The sequence below is a fragment of the Kribbella sp. VKM Ac-2571 genome (assembly GCF_004362255.1).
GTDB classification, from domain to species: Bacteria; Actinomycetota; Actinomycetes; order Propionibacteriales; family Kribbellaceae; genus Kribbella; species Kribbella pratensis.
The window spans coordinates 183765-199170 of record NZ_SNWS01000009.1; the positions used below are offsets into that span (position 1 = coordinate 183765).

The following is a 15406-nucleotide window of genomic DNA, read 5'->3' on the forward strand; positions in this document are numbered from 1 at the left end:
GGGTTGGGCTTTCAGTTGGCAGGCAGCAGTTCGATGTTGCCGTCGAACTGCCACAGGGGGTTCGGTTCGTCCCCGGACGGCGTGCGGACCAGGAAGAAGCCGTTCACTTCCTTCGGTCCGTCCCCGTCGGCGACGTACCGACCGAGTGGGTTGATGTCGAGTTGGTAGATCGCCGAGCCGGCCGCTTCCACCCCGGGGATGTGCCAGCTGACGACGCAGCGCCAGTCGTTGCCGGGTCCTTGTGCGGCGACCTGGTCGCCGCCCTTGGTGCATTCGGCGGCGCTCTGCAGCTGTTGCTCGGTCACGTCGGCCCGGTTCAGCTGCTTGGTCTGCAACCGGTACAGGTGCGCGAACTCGACCGCGACCGCGCGCTGCACCTTGCCCTGATCGATCCCCGACCCGAAGCCGGCCACCGGAGCGACGGCCGCGGTGGTGACACCGAGCAGTACGACGAGGGGCAGGAGGCCGGCCGTCAACGCGAGCCGACCGGAGCCGTCGTGCGTCGGGTTGGTGAAGTCACGGCGTACGAAGACGAAGTACGCAAGGCCGGTCGCGACCAGGGTCCAGACCAGGCTGACGATCACGCCGATCAGCAGCGGACCGAGTTGCGCTGGGCTGGTGAAGAGCCCGTTCCAGCTGATGAACGCGTAGCCGGGAAGCGCGAGGCGGAACGCGACCGGGACCGGAAGTTGCTGGACGAGCTGCATCGCAAGCGCGACGACCGCCGGGAGCAGGAGGCCCATCGGCGATCGGCCGAGCGCAACTGAGCCGAGCAGGCCGATCGCGGCAAGGGCGAAAGTCGGCGCGACGGCGCAGAGCCAGGCGAGGAACACAGTGCCGGCCGCGTTGCCCGGTGAGAGCAGGTGACCGTCAAGGCCGATCAGTTGCCGGTTGCCGACGACCAGCAGGCCGCTGATCGTGCTCGATACGGCCAGGCCGACCACCAGGACCAGGATCACGGTCAGGCTGGACAGCGCCTTCGAGATGAAGATCCGCCGCGGCGAGCGGACCGCCACCAGCAGGTGCCGCCAGGTACCGAGGCGGTCCTCGGACGCGAACACGTCACCGGCGATCAACGAGGTCAGCAACGGCAACGCCCACGAACCGGAGAAGCCCAGCAGTACAAGCGGACCGGCCCATCCGGTGGCGTGCATCCAGCGACCGAACAACGTGTCGACCGGGAGCGACGCCTGCTGGCTGATGACGGCCACGAAGAGAGCGGGCGCAAGCCAGCACGCGACGATCAGGACGCGGACGCGCCACTGCGTGAGCAGCTTGGCGAGTTCGAAGCGATATCCCCGGATGATCGGCACCCGGCGGGCAACCTCATGACGCTCGGGGGCAGCCACGGTGGCCGTCATCAGTTGGTCTCCTGCTGCTCGGTGAGGGCGATGAAGGCAGCTTCGAGCGGCGACACCAGCGGCGCGAGTTCGCGGACGGCGATGTCGTCGCGGACCAGCCGCTTCACGAACTCGTCCACGGCCGGCACGGCCGCCGAGATCACCAGAAGCGGTACACCTTCCTGTCCTGTGCGTCTTTCTGGGTCTTGGTCGCGCAGCCGGATGCCCTTGGTCTCGCGGGCCAGTCGACGAGCCGCTACCGGATCGGAGGTGAGGACGCGGTAGTCGAGTTCGCTGTCCTCCGAGGCCAGCTTGCTGATCGGGCCCGAGAACGCGACCCGTCCGGTCGACAGGATCGTCACCTCGGAGCAGAGCGCCTCGACGTCGTCCATCCGGTGGCTCGACAGCATCACCGCTGTACTGTCGGCGGCCAGCCGGGTGAGGACGCCGTACACGTGCTTCTTGCCGGCCGGGTCGAGGCCGTTGGACGGCTCGTCGAGGATCAGCAGCCGCGGTTTGGTGAGCAACGCGGCGGCGAGCCCGAGGCGCTGGCGCATGCCGAGCGAGAACCCGCGGACCCGGTCGTCGGCCACGTCGGACAGACCGACCTGGTCGATCGCGTCGTCGACGTTCATCGTGCGGTCGCCGCGCAGCTGGGCCAGGGCGGTGAGGTTCTGCTTGGCGGTCATCGACGGGTACAGGCCGGGGCCGTCGACGAAGCCGGCGACACCTTCGGGGACGGCGAGTGCGCGGCCGACCGGCGTACCGAGGATCTCCAGTTCGCCGCGGTCGGGCACGGCGAGTCCGAGCAGGAGGCCGAGGAGCGTGGTCTTGCCGGCTCCGTTCGGTCCTACCAGGCCGTGGATCTGGCCGGGTGCGACGTCGAGGTCGACGCCGTCGAGTGCGACGACCTCGCCGAAGTACTTGGTGATGCCGCGGGCACGGACAGTGGGCGGTGTGTCCATGGGGAATACATTAGAAAGCAATGTACGGTTACGTGAAGAGCAAAGGTTAACTATTGGCGAACTAGCGCGGACTCCTTCCCGCCAGGCTCTCAGCGGGCTCTCAGCTGCGTTGCTGCGGATCGATGTAGCGGAAGGTCGGTCCGGCCGTCGTGTGATCGTCCTCGCTCAGCTGCATCAACTTCAGGGCTTCGGCCTTCAGCCCGAACATCGCCTTGACGGCATCCCGGATCAGCGCGGGCTCGCCGGTGAAGCTCTGCTCCAGCAGGAACAGCAGCGTGCAGTAGGTATTGTCGAACTGCTCCTGCGCGGCCCGGATCTGCGCGTTGTCCGACCGGCGCGGGTTCGCCTGCATCGGCGACACTCCGGCGAGATCGAAGGTGACCGGCTCGCCGGTCGGACCGGACTGCGGCGTGTCTCCCCGCCGGTAGCGGCGGCCGAGCTTCAGTTCCTCGAACCGGTAGTAGTGCGCGACCTCGTCGCGGTCCGGGTGGAAGATGTCGTGGTCGCCGTCCCAGACCTCGCCCCGCGACGTACCTTCTCCTTGCTCGACGATCTCTTCCAGAGCGGCCAGCGCCGATGCCAGGTCGGTGACCGGCTGAAGCGTTCCGGCGGTGTGGTGGAACGGTCCCGCGGTCACCTGACGAGCCGGGTCGCCCGAGAACACCTTGTCCTCGCCGAGCGTCTCGCTCAGGTACCGCAGCCCGTCCTCGATCGCGTCGTAGAACTGCGCGATCGTCTCGTAGTGATCGCTCTCGGCGGGTGAACCGGGCGCCTCGGGCTTCTCGAGCCGCAGGAACATCTGCAGAGCGTCCGGCCCGAACGGGAGCAACGACAGCTCGATCGAACCGTGCGGCAGCTCCCGCGGGTACCCGGGCAGCATCTCCGGGACGTCCAGCCGCGGCTCACCGCCGACGGCGTTCAGCAGGTTGGCCGCCAGCGAGAGATGGATCATCTCCTCGACGAACACGCTGCCCACCAGTTCCACCGCGTCCGGGTTCCGCGCCGGATCCAGCGAGTAGAGGGCACAAAGGTACGGCGGAATCGTGGCGTGCTCGAGCTCGATCGCCCACTGCAGGTGCTGGTGAAGACTGTCAATTGTCTCGATGCGCTGAGTCATACCTGTTGAGACAGCACAACCGCCTCCTCTGTGACCGTCACAGCTCGCCGGTCTGAACTGTCTTCCACTACAGACCGATCAACTGGAAGGTGAGCTTCGATGACCAATACGACCTCCACCGCGTGGCAGACAGCGCTGACGATGCTGCAGGAGGTGGAGCCGCCCTTCGTTCCCGAGGGCTTCCACGTCATGACCGTCGACATCGAGTACCCGGCGGGTGACCCCGGTGCACCGCCGCACCGGCATTCGGGTCCGGCGTTCGGGTACGTCGTCGCGGGCGAGATGTTGTTCGAACTGGAGGGGGAAGCGCCGCGGGTGATCAAGGCCGGCGAGGCGTTCTGGGAGCCGGGCGGTGACGTCATCCACTACCAGGACGGCAACAACCGGTCGGACGTCCCGGTGAAGTTCACCGTGACGATGCTGTGCGCTCCCGGGCAGGAGATGTTCACACTCGTTCCTGAGGAAGAGCTGGCCGAGCGGGCGGAGCGTCGGGTTCAGCGGTAGGCGCGGGCCTGGAGTTCGAAGAGCTCGGCGTAGCGGCCGCCGGCGGCGAGCAGGTCTTCGTGGGTGCCGACCTCTTCGATGCGGCCGCGGTGCATGACGACGATCAGGTCCGCCATCCGCACGGTCGAGAACCGGTGCGACACCAGGACGGTGATGCCACCGGTCTCGGCCGCGGCGATCTTCGCGGCGGACGCGTACTGCTCGTAGAGCCGGTGCTCGGCCTCCGGGTCGAGAGCCGCTGTCGGCTCGTCGAGCAGCAGGAGCAGCGGGCGCTCGCGCATGAACGCCCGGGCCAGCGCGAGCCGCTGCCACTGCCCGCCGGACAGCTCGACCCCGTCGGTGAACTTCTTGCCCAATTGGGAATCCAGCCCCCGCGGCAGCCCGGCGATCACCGATTCGGCATCCCCGCGGACGATCGCAGTCCGTACGGCGTCCTCGTCCGCAGCCCGGTCGATGTCGCCGATGCCGACAACCTCCCGCGCGGTGAACTCGAACTTCACGAAGTCCTGGAACCCTGCCGACAGCTGCGACCGCCATGCGTCCGGCTGGACCGTCGCGAGGTCCACACCGTCGACGAGGATCTGGCCGGTCGTCGGGTCGTACATCCGGGCGAGCAGTTTGACCAGCGTCGTCTTGCCGGCGCCGTTCTCCCCCACCAGCGCGACCGCCGACCCGGCCGGCACGCTGAGGGTCAGGTCGCTCAGGACCGCGGAATCCGAGCCGGGATAGGAGAATCCGACGTTCCGCAACTCGATCCCGGTAGTGATCCGGTCGGGCGCCGACGTGACACTGGTCCGCCACGAGTTCTGCTTCGCGTACTCGCGCAGCCAGTCGTACCGCCCGAAGCTGCGCACGACCTCACCGACCCAGTACACGTTCTGCGCGATACCGCCGGTCATCTGATCCACCTGCGGCGCGAGCAGCAGGACGAGTACGACGTCACCGGCTGACGCCTGGCCGTTCCGTGCCCGCGCGACGACCCAGACGATCGCCGCGGCGTACGCGAGACCGAAGGCGAGTCGCACCGAGCCGTCCACCTTCCCGCCCCAGCGCGCGGCCGCGACCCGACGGTCGAAACGCTGCGTCTGCAGCGTGAAGATCCTGTCCAGCAAGACCTTTCCGAGTCCGAATACGCGCAGCTCCAGACCTGTCCGTGGATCCTTCGCCACCTCGATCAACCGGTCGACGAGCCGCTCCTGCGGCATCGACTCCTCCCACGCCTTGCTCTGCCGCGTGCTGCTCAGGTACGCCGACCAGATCCGCGCACCGCCCAGCAACGGGAGCACGAGCAACAGCGGATGCACCGATCCGAGCAACGTGAGCACGGTCGCGGTGTTCGTCACGGTGGCGAACGCCCACAGCAGCACCTCGGCGCCGACCCCCATCCGCCACGCCTTCTCGCGCACGAGCTCGAGCCGGTCCGCGACGTCGGGCCGCTCGTGATGCGACAGGCCGGGGATCGCTGTCGTCACATCGAGCAGGTCGGCGTGCACCCGGCCCGCCATCCGTTCCTGTGCGGTGTCCTGGAGCGGCCATCCGAGCCCGTCCGCGACGAACGACACCGCGAGGCCGCCGACGATGATGGCGATGCCCAGCGCGATCGTGCTCGACCGGTCCGACGCGATCCCGTCGACCAGCCGACTCACGCCGTACGTCTGGGTCGGTGCCGTGATCGCACGGGCCGCGACCAGCACCGTCGAGATCGCCATCAGCCCAGGTGCTGCCCGGAAGGACGTGGACAGCCACAGCCAGAGGATCCGCAGACTACGCATCGACTGCCTCCGGTCCCGTCACGTACCGCTCGGCCTGCAGCCGGAACATTCCGGCGTACTCGCCGTCCTGCGCCAGCAGCTCCTCGTGGGTGCCGTCCTCGACGATCCGGCCGTCGGACAGCACACAGATCCGATCCGCGTTGCGTACCACCGAGAACCGGTGCGAGATGATCAGCGATGCCACCCCGGAGGTCAGCTCCAGGTACCGCTCGACCAGCTCGGCCTCGGCCCGTACGTCGAGCGCCGCGGCCGGCTCGTCCAGCACCAGAACGCCCGCACCGGCATGCACCGCGAACAACGCCCGAGCCAGCGCGACCCGCTGCCACTCACCACCAGACAGGTCCACGCCGCCGTCGAAGGTCTTGTCCAGCACGGTGTCCCAGCCCTTCGGCAGGCGCCGTACGACCTCGTCGATCCCGGACTCACGCGCGACCCTCGCCAGGGTGAGCTCGTCACCCGCGCGTTCGACCGCGCCGAACACGACGTTGTCGGTCACCGACAACGGGAACCGCAGGAAGTCCTGCACGATCGCGGCCACCCGGCGCTGCCACACGCTCAGGTCGAGGTCCGCGAGATCGACACCGTCGACGAGAATGCGGCCGCTCGTCGGCTTGTACGCGCCGCCGAGCAGCTTCACCAGCGTGGACTTGCCCGCACCGTTGACGCCGACGAGCGCGAGCGCCTCCCGCGCGCGGATCGTGAGGTCGAGGTCGCGCAGTACGGCGACGTCCGAACCCGGGTAGTGGAAGCTCACCTGCTCGAACCGGATCTCGCGGGCCGGCATCGTCTCGATCCGATGCTTCGTGGTCACGGCCGGCTCCGGGTGCCGCTCCTCGATCGTCGCGCTGAGGTCCCGCATCGCGCGGTACGCCGACAGTCCGCGGCGGACCTGCGCCACGCCGTACCCGTTGCTCGCCTGACCGATCGCGAGGATCGCGGGCAGTGTGGTCGCGACCTGCGTGAGCGGCAGCGTGCCGTTGTAGGCGGCGCGCCCGACAGCCAGGATCGCGACGCCGTTGGCGATCAGGTGGACGCCGCCGATCAGCAACGACCACTTCGCGTTCCGCCGGCGGCGTGCCCACACCGGGCGGTAGCCGGCCGTCCATTCGCGGACATACCGCTCCACGAGCCAGTTGTGCAGCCCGAACACGCGCAACTCTTTCGGAGCGTCACGCATGCCCAGGTTGAACAGGTAGTTGGCTCGGCGCTGCTCCTCGGTGTTACCCCACCAGACGTCGACCTCGCGCTCGATCAAGCGACCGCCGTACCACTCCAGCAGCATCGTGACGGCGACCAGCATCGCCGCCACCCACCACGCGAACATCACGCCGACGATCACCGCGGAGCCGACCAGCGTCACCCGGCTCGCGATCAACCACGGCAGTTGCCCGAGCCCCTGCGCGAGATGGAAGCCGCCCTTGCCTTTCGCGCGCTCCTGGACGTCCAGTACTTCGGAGTCCTCGAGGTGCTCGATCCGGCGCGGTTTGAGCAGCGGCTCGGTGATGCCAGTGCCGATCGCGCGGACCAGGCCGGCGTCCATCACCAGCGACGCGACCTGCTGCACCGCGGGCGTCAGGCTGTCGATGACGAACACCGCGAGCAGGCCGCCCAGCAGCCAGCCGAACTCGCCGATCGGCATCGCGTCCGGGCCGCCGTCGATCACCCCTGGAACCGCCCCGACGACCCGGCCGGTCAGCAACGTGACCGCCATCCCCAGCAGCGAACCGAGGACAGCCAGACCCATCGTCAGAAGGGTGCCTCCAGGTGCAACCCGCACTCCGTACCGCAGCAGCGTCAGCACCCGATCGACCGTAACGGCCCGCACCGACAAAACGCACCCGAGTTTCCGGGCCGGACCGGAAAATCCGGCGGCCCGGAGCGGGCCGCCGGATCGGTACGTCAGCTACCGGTGGCGAAGAAGGTTGCGAAGACCTTCTGCAGCGCGGACGAGTCGACCAGGGTCGGATTCGCGCTGCCCTGGTTGCCCCAGCCGTAGGTGTAGTCCATCACCGGGGACGGCACGAGCCGCTTCCACTCCGTCAGGATCGCGTGCTCCTGAGTTGCGGTCGGCAGGTTGTAGTAGTGGCTCGTCGCCCGCTCCTGGCCGAAGGCCTGGTACACCGGCACGATCGCGGCCAGCGGGACGCCGGCCGCGCGGGCCGCGCTGACCTTCTCCCCGATCTTGCCGAGGTCGCACTGAGGGTTCGCGACCGAGCAAGGGTACGGGTCGAGTCCGACCAGGTCGACGTGGCTGTTGGGCGGCGCGAACGGCTGGTAGTCGGCGACCTTGCTGAGCACGATGAACGACTTCTGCCGGCCACCGCTCGCGGCGCGAATGTAGTCCGCTCGCGACCGCAGCGCCGCCGGACCGCCGGGGCAGTCCCCGATGTGCGGCTCGTCGGACAGGTAGTAGGCGAAGACCTTCGGGTTCGAGGCGAGGGCGTCGACCTTGGCCTTGAAGGTGCTGTCGGCCGGGCTCGGGCACTTCTGACCCAGCCAGAAGACGGCTTGCACGCCGGTCGGCAGCGCGCTCAGGCTGGACACCGAGGACTTGTCGGCCAGGTTGTAGCCGAGGGCGAAGGGTGCGGTTGCGCCCTGGAGATTCGCGACGAAGTGCCGGGTCGGTGTCTGCGCCTCGGCCTGAGCCCCGCCGGACGTGCCGGTCAGGGCCACGACGAGACTTGCGAGCAGCCCGAGCAGGCCGGCGCCGAGCGCGATCTTGGTGGTGCGCGTCACGGGCGGCCCCTCTCGCCGCGGGTCGCGACAAGGGTGGCGAATCGGGCCAGGAGCTGCTGAGGAGGGAAGGCGGGCATGCGGAAACCTCTCGGGGCGCGACGGAAACACCGGACGGCAGGGGTCCGTCCGGGTCGGCAGGTCACCACCGGTGTTCGTGCTGCGCCCCAGCCGACAGCCCGCGCTACGCGGCGGTCACTGACGGGCGAATCGGTCGCCCGTCACTACCTGGCGCGTGACACTACCGTGATCTTTCCGAGACATCGACCCGACCCCGGATATCGGTCGCTCTGGTCCGATCGCCGGGATGGTCAGAGGATGCCGCGGTCCGCGAAGGCCTTCTGGACGACGGTCGCCTGGCTGGGGCCGTACAGCGACCGCGCGGTCGCGACGGTCTGCCGGGCCGCCGCCCCGAAGCTGGTGTCCGGCGCGAAGCCGAACTGCGCGTCGACGATGATCCGGTCGGCCACTGCCGGGCCGAGCGCGGTCCGGATCTGGTACAGGGCCTGGGACCAGATCTCCCCGTCCGCGTGCACCTCGCCGACGACGTCCCCGGGGTAGTGCTTGCCCGCGTCGAGACGGCGCAGGCAGTGCGGCACGGTCGAGGTGTACGACGTCGCGTCCCAGTCCATCACGCAGGCGAGATCCGCCGCGACGGGTACGCCGTACTGCTTCGCCACCCAGGCGCCGACTGTCACCGCGAAGTAGTCACCGAACGCCTCGCCGATCGAACCGGCCTCCAGTGAGGACCCGAAGCCGGGGACCTGTGCGTCGTGCACGGCGTGACCGGTCTCGTGGACGATCACCTCGCCGTCCTCGGCGTCGTCCACGCCGCCCTTGCCGAGCGTGATCGTGTCGTGGTCGTCCCTGGAGAAGGAGTTGTCCTGGCCGTACTGGTCGACCTTGTAGTCCTGGCTTTCGGCGTTCACGGCCGGCAGATCGCGGCCGAAGCCGAGCGACTGCAGGTACTTCTGCGCCTGTGTCCCCCAGAAGTACGCCATCACCTGCTCGAACTGGTCGTCGTGCCGGTTGTAGAAGTAGGTGCCGTTCGTGGTGTACGCCGGAGTGCCTGTGGTGCTCTTCACGTTCGCCCAGGTGCCGTTGAGGTATCCCGAGCCGTCCAGGTCGGTCAGCGTCACCTCGTAGTAGTCGCCGCGCGGAACGGCCGTCGCCGAATCCTTCTGGTCCGTGAGCGCCTCGTTACCGCTCGACTGCACCGGGTTCGGAATGAACACCAGCGCCTTCGCGGTCGTGGCACCCGTCGGGGGCTTCGCGTCGGCGGCCGGAGCGGCCAGAGCCGCCAAGGTCAGCACGGCAGCGGAGGTCAGGGCAACAGAGGCCTTCAAGGTCTTCGACCGCATGGCTCACTCCGGATCGTTCGCAGGGAAAATGCTCCCACAAGGTAGATCCTGCTCCGCAGCGGCGGAAGATCTCGCTGTCCGAGGGTGGCCTACTCTCGTGACAGGGGCGTCGACGCGGAGGGGGCGTGATGGCCGGACCTCTCGTCGAGACCAAGCTGTACCGTCCGCGGACCCGACCGGGTCTCGTGGACCGGCCCCGGCTCGACAAGCGTCTACGGCGCAGGGACGGCACCGGGCTCACCTTGGTGTCCGCGCCGGCCGGATTCGGCAAGACGACGCTGGTCTCGGCCTGGGCGGCCGAGCGCGCGGCCTGGGTCTCGCTGGAGGAGAGCGACCAGGACCCGGTCACCTTCTGGACGTACGTCCTGACCGCCCTCGACCGCGCGGCACCAGGCATTGCCGGCGGCGCCTTGGTGGCGCTGCAGTCCGGTCCCGTGCCGATCGAAACGATCCTCGCGGGAGTCCTGAACGAGCTCAGTGTCCTGCCGGACGGCATCGACCTCGTCCTCGACGACTACCACCTCGCCGACGGCCTGGAGATCAGCCGCGGCATGACCTATCTGCTCGACCACCTCCCGCCCCAGCTGCACCTGCTGATCAGCACCAGGGCCGACCCCGCGCTCCCGCTGGCGCGCCTGCGGGCGCGGGGCGAGCTCGTCGAGGTCCGTGCCACCGATCTGCGGTTCACGCCCGACGAGGTGAGCAGCTACCTCACCACCGCAACCGGGCTGGAGCTCGGCGCCGAGGCGATCGCGACCCTCGAGGAGCGCACCGAAGGCTGGATCGCCGCGCTCGGGCTGGCGGCGCTGTCGTTGCGAGGCCGCGGCGACACGACCGCATTCATCGACGGCTTCGCGGGCGACGACCGGTACGTCGTCGACTACCTCGTCGACGAGGTCCTCGACCGGCAGCCGGAGCAGGTACGCCGGTTCCTGCTCGAGACCAGCGTGGTCGACCGGTTGACCGGCCCGCTCTGCGACGCCGTGACCGGTCAGACCGGTGGTACGGAGATGCTCGAATCGCTCGAGCGCCAGAACCTGTTCGTCGTACCGCTGGACGACCGCCGGCAGTGGTACCGCTACCACCACCTCTTCGCCGACGTACTGCGGGCGCGGCTGCTCGCCGAGCGCAGCGACATCGCGGAGCTGCACCAACGCGCCGGACAGTGGTACGGCGATGCGGGCGACACCGTGGCGGCCGTTCACCACGCGGTGGCCGGCGGAGACCTGGACCGCGCCGCGGACCTCATTGAACTGGCCGCACCCGCCCTACGACGGGAACGGCAGGAAGCCACGATCCGGCGCTGGCTGGACGACATCCCCGACGAACTCGTCCAGCGTCGCCCGGTACTCGCGATCGACTTCGTCGGGGCGTTGATGGCCGGCAACGAGTTCCTGGGTGTGGAGCAGCGGCTCCGGGACATCGAACGGCAACTGTCCGGGCCGGTGGAGGCGCTCGTGGCCGTCGATCGCGAAGAGCTAAACCGTTTGCCGAGCGCGATCGAGACGTACCGGGCCGCCCTGGCACTCGTGGGCGGCAACCCGGCCGGCACGATCGAGCACGCCGCCCTCGCCCTTCGGCTGGCCATCGCCGGCGACGACCTCACCATCTCGGCTGCGTCGGCCCTGTCGGGCCTCGCCTCGTGGGCCGGTGGCGATCTCGAGTCGGCGCATCGCGGATACGCCTCGGCCGCAGACGGACTGGAACGGATCGGCCACGTCTCCGATGTGCTCGGATGTTCGGTCACGCTGGCCGACCTCGAGATCACCCAGGGCCGGCTCCGGCAGGCGCAGGCGACGCTCGAACGGGCGCTCGAGCTCGCCGGGCGACAGGCACACCGTCTGCGTGGGACGTCCGACATGTACGTCGGCTTGAGCCGGCTCGCCTGGGAGCGGAACGATCTCGACGCGGCCATCACCTACCTGCGCCGCGCCGAGGAGCTGGGCGAGGCGGGAGAGCTGCCGCAGAACCCGTACCGCTGGAGGGTCGCGATGGCCCGGATCCGCGAGGCGGAAGGCGACCTCGACGGTGCGCTCGACCTACTGGATGCCGCCGTCAGCGTGTACGTCGCAGACTTCTCGCCGAATGTCCGGCCGCTGGCCGCGGTCCGCGCGCGGCTGCTGATCCTCCGGGGAGAGCTGTCCGCGGCGCAGGAATGGGCCGACGGATTGTCCGGGGACCTGTCGTATCTCCACGAGTACGAGCAGGTGACGTCGGCCCGGCTCATGATGGCCCGCGGCGAGGACGCCGTACCGCTCCTCGAGAGGTTGCGGACCGCCGCCGAGGCAGGCGGCCGAACCGGCAGTCTCATCGAGATCCTAGTGCTTCGGGCCGTGGCCGGCCGAGATCCGGCAGTGCTGGAACGAGCGCTCGCCCTCGCCGAACCTGAAGGGTACGTCCGGGTCTTCGTCTCCGAGGGCGCACCGGTGTTGTCGTTGCTGGCGACACTGCAGCGGCGCCGGCCAGGATCGGCGTACCTGCGAACACTTCTGGATGCGGCCCGCCGCCCCGCCCGCGTCAGCAAGCCGTCAACCCAGCAGGTGCTGCTGGATCCGCTCAGTGATCGCGAACTCGACGTACTCCGTTTGCTCACGAGCGAACTCGACGGGCCCTCGATCGCGCGTGAACTTGTCGTGTCGCTCAACACCGTGCGCACCCACACCAAGCACATCTACACCAAGCTCGATGTCAACAACCGGCGCGCGGCGGTCCGGCGAGCCCATCAACTCGGGCTGCTCACCCGCTGAGGATCACCACATGATGTGATGCGCGGTCACCAGGCCCGCTCCTACCTTGCGGCTATGGACCACGAATCAGCCTGGTACGAAATCCGCCTCCAAGGGCGTCTCGACCCACGGTGGACCGCGTGGTTCGACGGCATGACCCTCACCGCGCACAGCGACGGCACCACCGTCATCCACGGCCGCGTGGCCGATCAAGCAGCCCTGCACGGACTGCTCCAGCGACTCCGCGACCTCGGTCTGCCGTTGCTCTCGGTCGACCGCACCGACACCGAACCAGCTCCAAGGAGCCAGCCATGACCATCACCGCATCCACCGCGTCAGCACCGACCGCTACCGCCCGCTCGGTCGATCCGACCCGCAGCCACGTCCGCGCCGCCGGGATCTTCTACCTGGTGACCTTCGCCGCCTCGTTCCCGGCCCTGTTCCTGATCGGACCGGTACTCCACGATCACAACTACATCCTCGGCGCCGGGCAGGACACCCGTGTGCTGTGGGGCTGTCTTCTCGACTTCGTCAACGCGCTGGCCGGCATCGGTAGCGCCGTCGCACTGTTCCCGGTGATGAAGCGCTACAAGGAGTCCCTGGCCCTGGGCTTCGTCACCTCACGGATGCTCGAGGCCGCGGTGATCATGATCGGCGTCGTCAGCCTGGTCACCGTCGTGACGCTGCGCCAGGACCTCGCGGGCAGTGCCGACCCCAACGCGCTCGCCGTCGTCGGCCGGGCCCTCGTCGAGGTCCGCAACTGGACCTTCCTGTTCGGCGCCGGAACGATGCCCGCCATCAGCGCCATCCTGCTCGGCACGCTGATGTACCGGTCTCGCCGGATCCCGCGGTTCATGCCGATCATGGGCCTTGTCGGCGCTCCGCTGCTGCTCACCGCCAATGTTCTGACCGTCCTCGGCCACAACGCCCAACTGTCCGTGTTGTCCGGGATCGCCACCGCTCCGGTCGCCCTGTGGGAGCTGTCCATCGGCATCTACATGACCTTCAAGGGCTTCAAGCCGGTCAGCTGACAGCCGCCGCCTTCGCCGGGACAGTTGCCACCAGCAACTGTCCCGGCGGTGCGCGCCTCAGCCGACGATGGGCTCCGCGTGCGCTTCGGCGTAGCCGGCTGCGGCGAGGCGGTCGAGGGTGCGTTGCAGGACCGCGGTGTCCTCGAGGGTGCGGACCTCGGTGATCTTGCCCCACTTGATCCGGAGGAACTGGTGCACGACGTTCTCGTACGTCGACCCGTCCACGACGTTCACATGCACGGTGACCGCGGTGGCGACCCGCGTGTCCCACGGCCGGCCGGCGACGAGGACGTCCTGGACCTCGAACCGGGTGCCGGGCAGCAGCCGGAAGCAGCGCTCCCACCAGCGCCGCAACGCCTCGTGCGTACGCCGCTCGCCGCCGAGTGCGTGATCTCCGTAGAACCGGTACGTGAACGACGGCGCCATCCCGGCCACCATCGCCTCCCAGTTGCCGGCGCTGATCTGCGTGAACGCGTTCCGCACCTGCCGCGCCACGATCCGGTGATAGATGCCCATGCCGCCACCGTAGCCATAGTGAGTTCAATGACGCAACTGACTACACTCAGGGCATGCGGAACACCAGCTTCGCCTCGATGCACTGCTCGCTCGCCCAGTCCCTGGAGCTGATCGGCGACTGGTGGACGCCCTTGGTGCTGCGCGATCTCTACCTAGGGCTGAACCGCTTCGACCAGTTCGTCACGGACCTCGGCATCTCCCGCAACCTGCTCACCGACCGGCTCACCACGCTCGTCGACGGCGGCCTGGTACGACGTACGCCGTACCAGCAGAACCCGGTGCGCTACAGCTACGAGCTGACCGAGGCGGGGCAGGAGCTCGTGCCGATCCTGATGGCCCTCACCGCCTGGGGCGACCGCTGGGCTACTCCCCCGGCGGGCCAGCCGATCCGGTTCACGCACTCGACCTGCGGCAAGGTCACGACCCCGACGGTCTGCTGCTCGGAATGCGGCGAGGCGCTGGACATGGGCGACGTCGAGCCGTCGCCGGGACCGGGCGGGCGGACGGCGCCCGGGACGGCATTGATCGCGAGCGTTCTAGGACTCGAGCCGAAGGCGTAGCAGTTCGGCGAGCGGCATCGACTCGCCGTCGCGGGCGCCCTGGCCGACGACGAGCGGCGGATCGGACGGCTGGACGCGGACCCCGGCGACGCGGGACTTGAGGCTGGCGGGTACGCCAAGGATGTAGAAGTTGCCGTCGACGTCAACGGCGAGCGAGCGGTTGCGGCGCAGGTACCACCCGATGAGATCGGTGCGGTAGCTGGCGTTCGAGCCGATCACCTGAGCACGCAACGGCTCGGGATCGACGCCGCGCTCCTTGAGTGTCGCGATGAAGCCGGCCAGCAACTCCCGCGCCTGAGCGCTCTCGGCGGCCTTCTTACGGTCGAGCGCGGCCGCATGCTCGACCGCCGCCTGCCGTCGCTCCTCCCGCCAGCTCGTCACCCCCTCACCCTACGGTCAGTCGACGCACAGGCAGAACGGGTGTCCAGCGGGGTCGAGGAAGACGCGGAACGACGTACCGGGCTGGTGGTCGGCCTTGGTCGCACCGATGGCCAGTACTTCCGGTTCCGACTCGTCGAGGTCCCGCACCATCACATCGAGGTGCAGCTGTTGTGGCACGTCCTGGGTCGGCCACGTCGGCGCCTTGTAGTCCTCGACCTGCTGGAACGAGATGCAGTTGCTCCCGTCCTCCGGGCGGATGTCGGCCCAGCCCTCGCGGGCCTCCACCTTCCAACCCAGCAACTCACCGTAGAACTGGCTCAGGACGGCAGCGTCCGGGCAGTCCAGCACGAAACTCGGGTACTTTGCGATAGCCATGGCTCGCACCCTAGTAGCCATTGCG

The 15406-nt window shown here is 68.8% G+C and carries 15 protein-coding genes; 5 read left to right on the plus strand and 10 right to left on the minus strand.

Going from position 1 to position 15406, the window contains the following annotated elements:
• Nucleotides 1-11 precede the first annotated feature (11 nt).
• From EV651_RS21260 to EV651_RS21270, 3 genes are all read right to left on the minus strand, one after another.
• The gene (locus EV651_RS21260; protein WP_133786955.1) at nt 12-1361 is read right to left on the minus strand and encodes an ABC transporter permease; all 1350 of its coding nucleotides are present in this window, start codon (nt 1359-1361) and stop codon (nt 12-14) included.
• On the minus strand, nt 1361-2305 hold the full coding sequence (locus tag EV651_RS21265) for an ABC transporter ATP-binding protein (protein ID WP_133786956.1): 945 nt from the start codon (nt 2303-2305) through the stop codon (nt 1361-1363). Before EV651_RS21265 ends, EV651_RS21260 begins: the two co-directional genes overlap by 1 nt.
• Nucleotides 2306-2405: 100 nt before the next feature.
• Nucleotides 2406-3422 carry a ferritin-like protein gene (locus EV651_RS21270; protein WP_133786957.1) on the minus strand — a complete coding sequence of 339 codons (1017 nt, stop codon included), beginning with the start codon at nt 3420-3422 and terminating at the stop codon, nt 2406-2408.
• A gap of 99 nt (nt 3423-3521) precedes the next feature.
• On the opposite strand from EV651_RS21270, the gene EV651_RS21275 reads away from it, so the two are divergent.
• Entirely contained in the window at nt 3522-3926 is a 405-nt protein-coding gene (locus EV651_RS21275; protein WP_133786958.1) for a cupin domain-containing protein, read from the plus strand.
• On the opposite strand, the gene EV651_RS21280 is transcribed toward EV651_RS21275, so the two are convergent.
• The 4 genes from EV651_RS21280 to EV651_RS21295 form a co-directional block, all read right to left on the minus strand.
• The gene (locus EV651_RS21280; RefSeq protein WP_133786959.1) at nt 3917-5698 is read right to left on the minus strand and encodes an ABC transporter ATP-binding protein; all 1782 of its coding nucleotides are present in this window, start codon (nt 5696-5698) and stop codon (nt 3917-3919) included. The two genes, EV651_RS21275 and EV651_RS21280, sit on opposite strands and share 10 nt — an antisense overlap.
• The gene (locus EV651_RS21285; protein WP_133786960.1) at nt 5691-7442 is read right to left on the minus strand and encodes an ABC transporter ATP-binding protein; all 1752 of its coding nucleotides are present in this window, start codon (nt 7440-7442) and stop codon (nt 5691-5693) included. The genes EV651_RS21280 and EV651_RS21285 overlap by 8 nt, the downstream gene beginning before the upstream one ends.
• A 155-nt stretch (nt 7443-7597) precedes the next feature.
• The gene (locus tag EV651_RS21290) at nt 7598-8434 is read right to left on the minus strand and encodes a hypothetical protein (RefSeq protein WP_133786961.1); all 837 of its coding nucleotides are present in this window, start codon (nt 8432-8434) and stop codon (nt 7598-7600) included.
• Nucleotides 8435-8742: 308 nt separating this feature from the next.
• On the minus strand, nt 8743-9792 hold the full coding sequence (locus EV651_RS21295) for a M4 family metallopeptidase (RefSeq protein WP_133786962.1): 1050 nt from the start codon (nt 9790-9792) through the stop codon (nt 8743-8745).
• 128 nt (nt 9793-9920) lie between these two features.
• Between EV651_RS21295 and EV651_RS21300 the strand changes: the two genes are divergently transcribed.
• The 3 genes from EV651_RS21300 to EV651_RS21310 are packed head-to-tail and all read left to right on the plus strand — an operon-like array spanning nt 9921 to nt 13549.
• Nucleotides 9921-12539, plus strand: a complete 2619-nt coding sequence (locus EV651_RS21300) for a LuxR C-terminal-related transcriptional regulator (RefSeq protein ID WP_133786963.1) — start codon at nt 9921-9923, stop codon at nt 12537-12539.
• 54 nt (nt 12540-12593) lie between these two features.
• Nucleotides 12594-12833, plus strand: a complete 240-nt coding sequence (locus EV651_RS21305; RefSeq protein ID WP_133786964.1) for a hypothetical protein — start codon at nt 12594-12596, stop codon at nt 12831-12833.
• Complete coding sequence (locus EV651_RS21310) at nt 12830-13549, plus strand: DUF4386 domain-containing protein (protein ID WP_133786965.1); 720 nt, start codon at nt 12830-12832, stop codon at nt 13547-13549. Before EV651_RS21305 ends, EV651_RS21310 begins: the two co-directional genes overlap by 4 nt.
• 57 nt (nt 13550-13606) lie before the next feature.
• On the opposite strand, the gene EV651_RS21315 is transcribed toward EV651_RS21310, so the two are convergent.
• Nucleotides 13607-14065 carry a nuclear transport factor 2 family protein gene (locus EV651_RS21315; RefSeq protein WP_238157098.1) on the minus strand — a complete coding sequence of 153 codons (459 nt, stop codon included), beginning with the start codon at nt 14063-14065 and terminating at the stop codon, nt 13607-13609.
• Between the two features lie 53 nt (nt 14066-14118).
• On the opposite strand from EV651_RS21315, the gene EV651_RS21320 reads away from it, so the two are divergent.
• The gene (locus tag EV651_RS21320; protein WP_133786966.1) at nt 14119-14625 is read left to right on the plus strand and encodes a helix-turn-helix domain-containing protein; all 507 of its coding nucleotides are present in this window, start codon (nt 14119-14121) and stop codon (nt 14623-14625) included.
• On the opposite strand, the gene EV651_RS21325 is transcribed toward EV651_RS21320, so the two are convergent.
• On the minus strand, nt 14602-15006 hold the full coding sequence (locus EV651_RS21325; RefSeq protein WP_133786967.1) for a hypothetical protein: 405 nt from the start codon (nt 15004-15006) through the stop codon (nt 14602-14604). The genes EV651_RS21320 and EV651_RS21325 overlap by 24 nt on opposite strands.
• A 15-nt stretch (nt 15007-15021) precedes the next feature.
• Complete coding sequence (locus tag EV651_RS21330; protein ID WP_133786968.1) at nt 15022-15381, minus strand: VOC family protein; 360 nt, start codon at nt 15379-15381, stop codon at nt 15022-15024.
• Nucleotides 15382-15406 lie beyond the last annotated feature (25 nt).

Excerpts from the sequence above, each read along its gene's own strand:
- EV651_RS21300 (WP_133786963.1), top strand. The coding sequence starts at position 9,921 with ATGGCCGGACCTCTCGTCGAGACCAAGCTGTACCGTCCGCGGACCCGA.
- EV651_RS21275 (WP_133786958.1), top strand. The coding sequence starts at position 3,522 with ATGACCAATACGACCTCCACCGCGTGGCAGACAGCGCTGACGATGCTG.
- EV651_RS21305 (WP_133786964.1), top strand. The coding sequence starts at position 12,594 with ATGGACCACGAATCAGCCTGGTACGAAATCCGCCTCCAAGGGCGTCTC.
- EV651_RS21260 (WP_133786955.1), bottom strand. The coding sequence starts at position 1,361 with ATGACGGCCACCGTGGCTGCCCCCGAGCGTCATGAGGTTGCCCGCCGG.
- EV651_RS21265 (WP_133786956.1), bottom strand. The coding sequence starts at position 2,305 with ATGGACACACCGCCCACTGTCCGTGCCCGCGGCATCACCAAGTACTTC.
- EV651_RS21285 (WP_133786960.1), bottom strand. The coding sequence starts at position 7,442 with ATGGGTCTGGCTGTCCTCGGTTCGCTGCTGGGGATGGCGGTCACGTTG.
- EV651_RS21280 (WP_133786959.1), bottom strand. The coding sequence starts at position 5,698 with ATGCGTAGTCTGCGGATCCTCTGGCTGTGGCTGTCCACGTCCTTCCGG.
- EV651_RS21295 (WP_133786962.1), bottom strand. The coding sequence starts at position 9,792 with ATGCGGTCGAAGACCTTGAAGGCCTCTGTTGCCCTGACCTCCGCTGCC.
- EV651_RS21320 (WP_133786966.1), top strand. The coding sequence starts at position 14,119 with ATGCGGAACACCAGCTTCGCCTCGATGCACTGCTCGCTCGCCCAGTCC.
- EV651_RS21310 (WP_133786965.1), top strand. The coding sequence starts at position 12,830 with ATGACCATCACCGCATCCACCGCGTCAGCACCGACCGCTACCGCCCGC.
- EV651_RS21315 (WP_238157098.1), bottom strand. The coding sequence starts at position 14,065 with ATGGGCATCTATCACCGGATCGTGGCGCGGCAGGTGCGGAACGCGTTC.
- EV651_RS21270 (WP_133786957.1), bottom strand. The coding sequence starts at position 3,422 with ATGACTCAGCGCATCGAGACAATTGACAGTCTTCACCAGCACCTGCAG.
- EV651_RS21330 (WP_133786968.1), bottom strand. The coding sequence starts at position 15,381 with ATGGCTATCGCAAAGTACCCGAGTTTCGTGCTGGACTGCCCGGACGCT.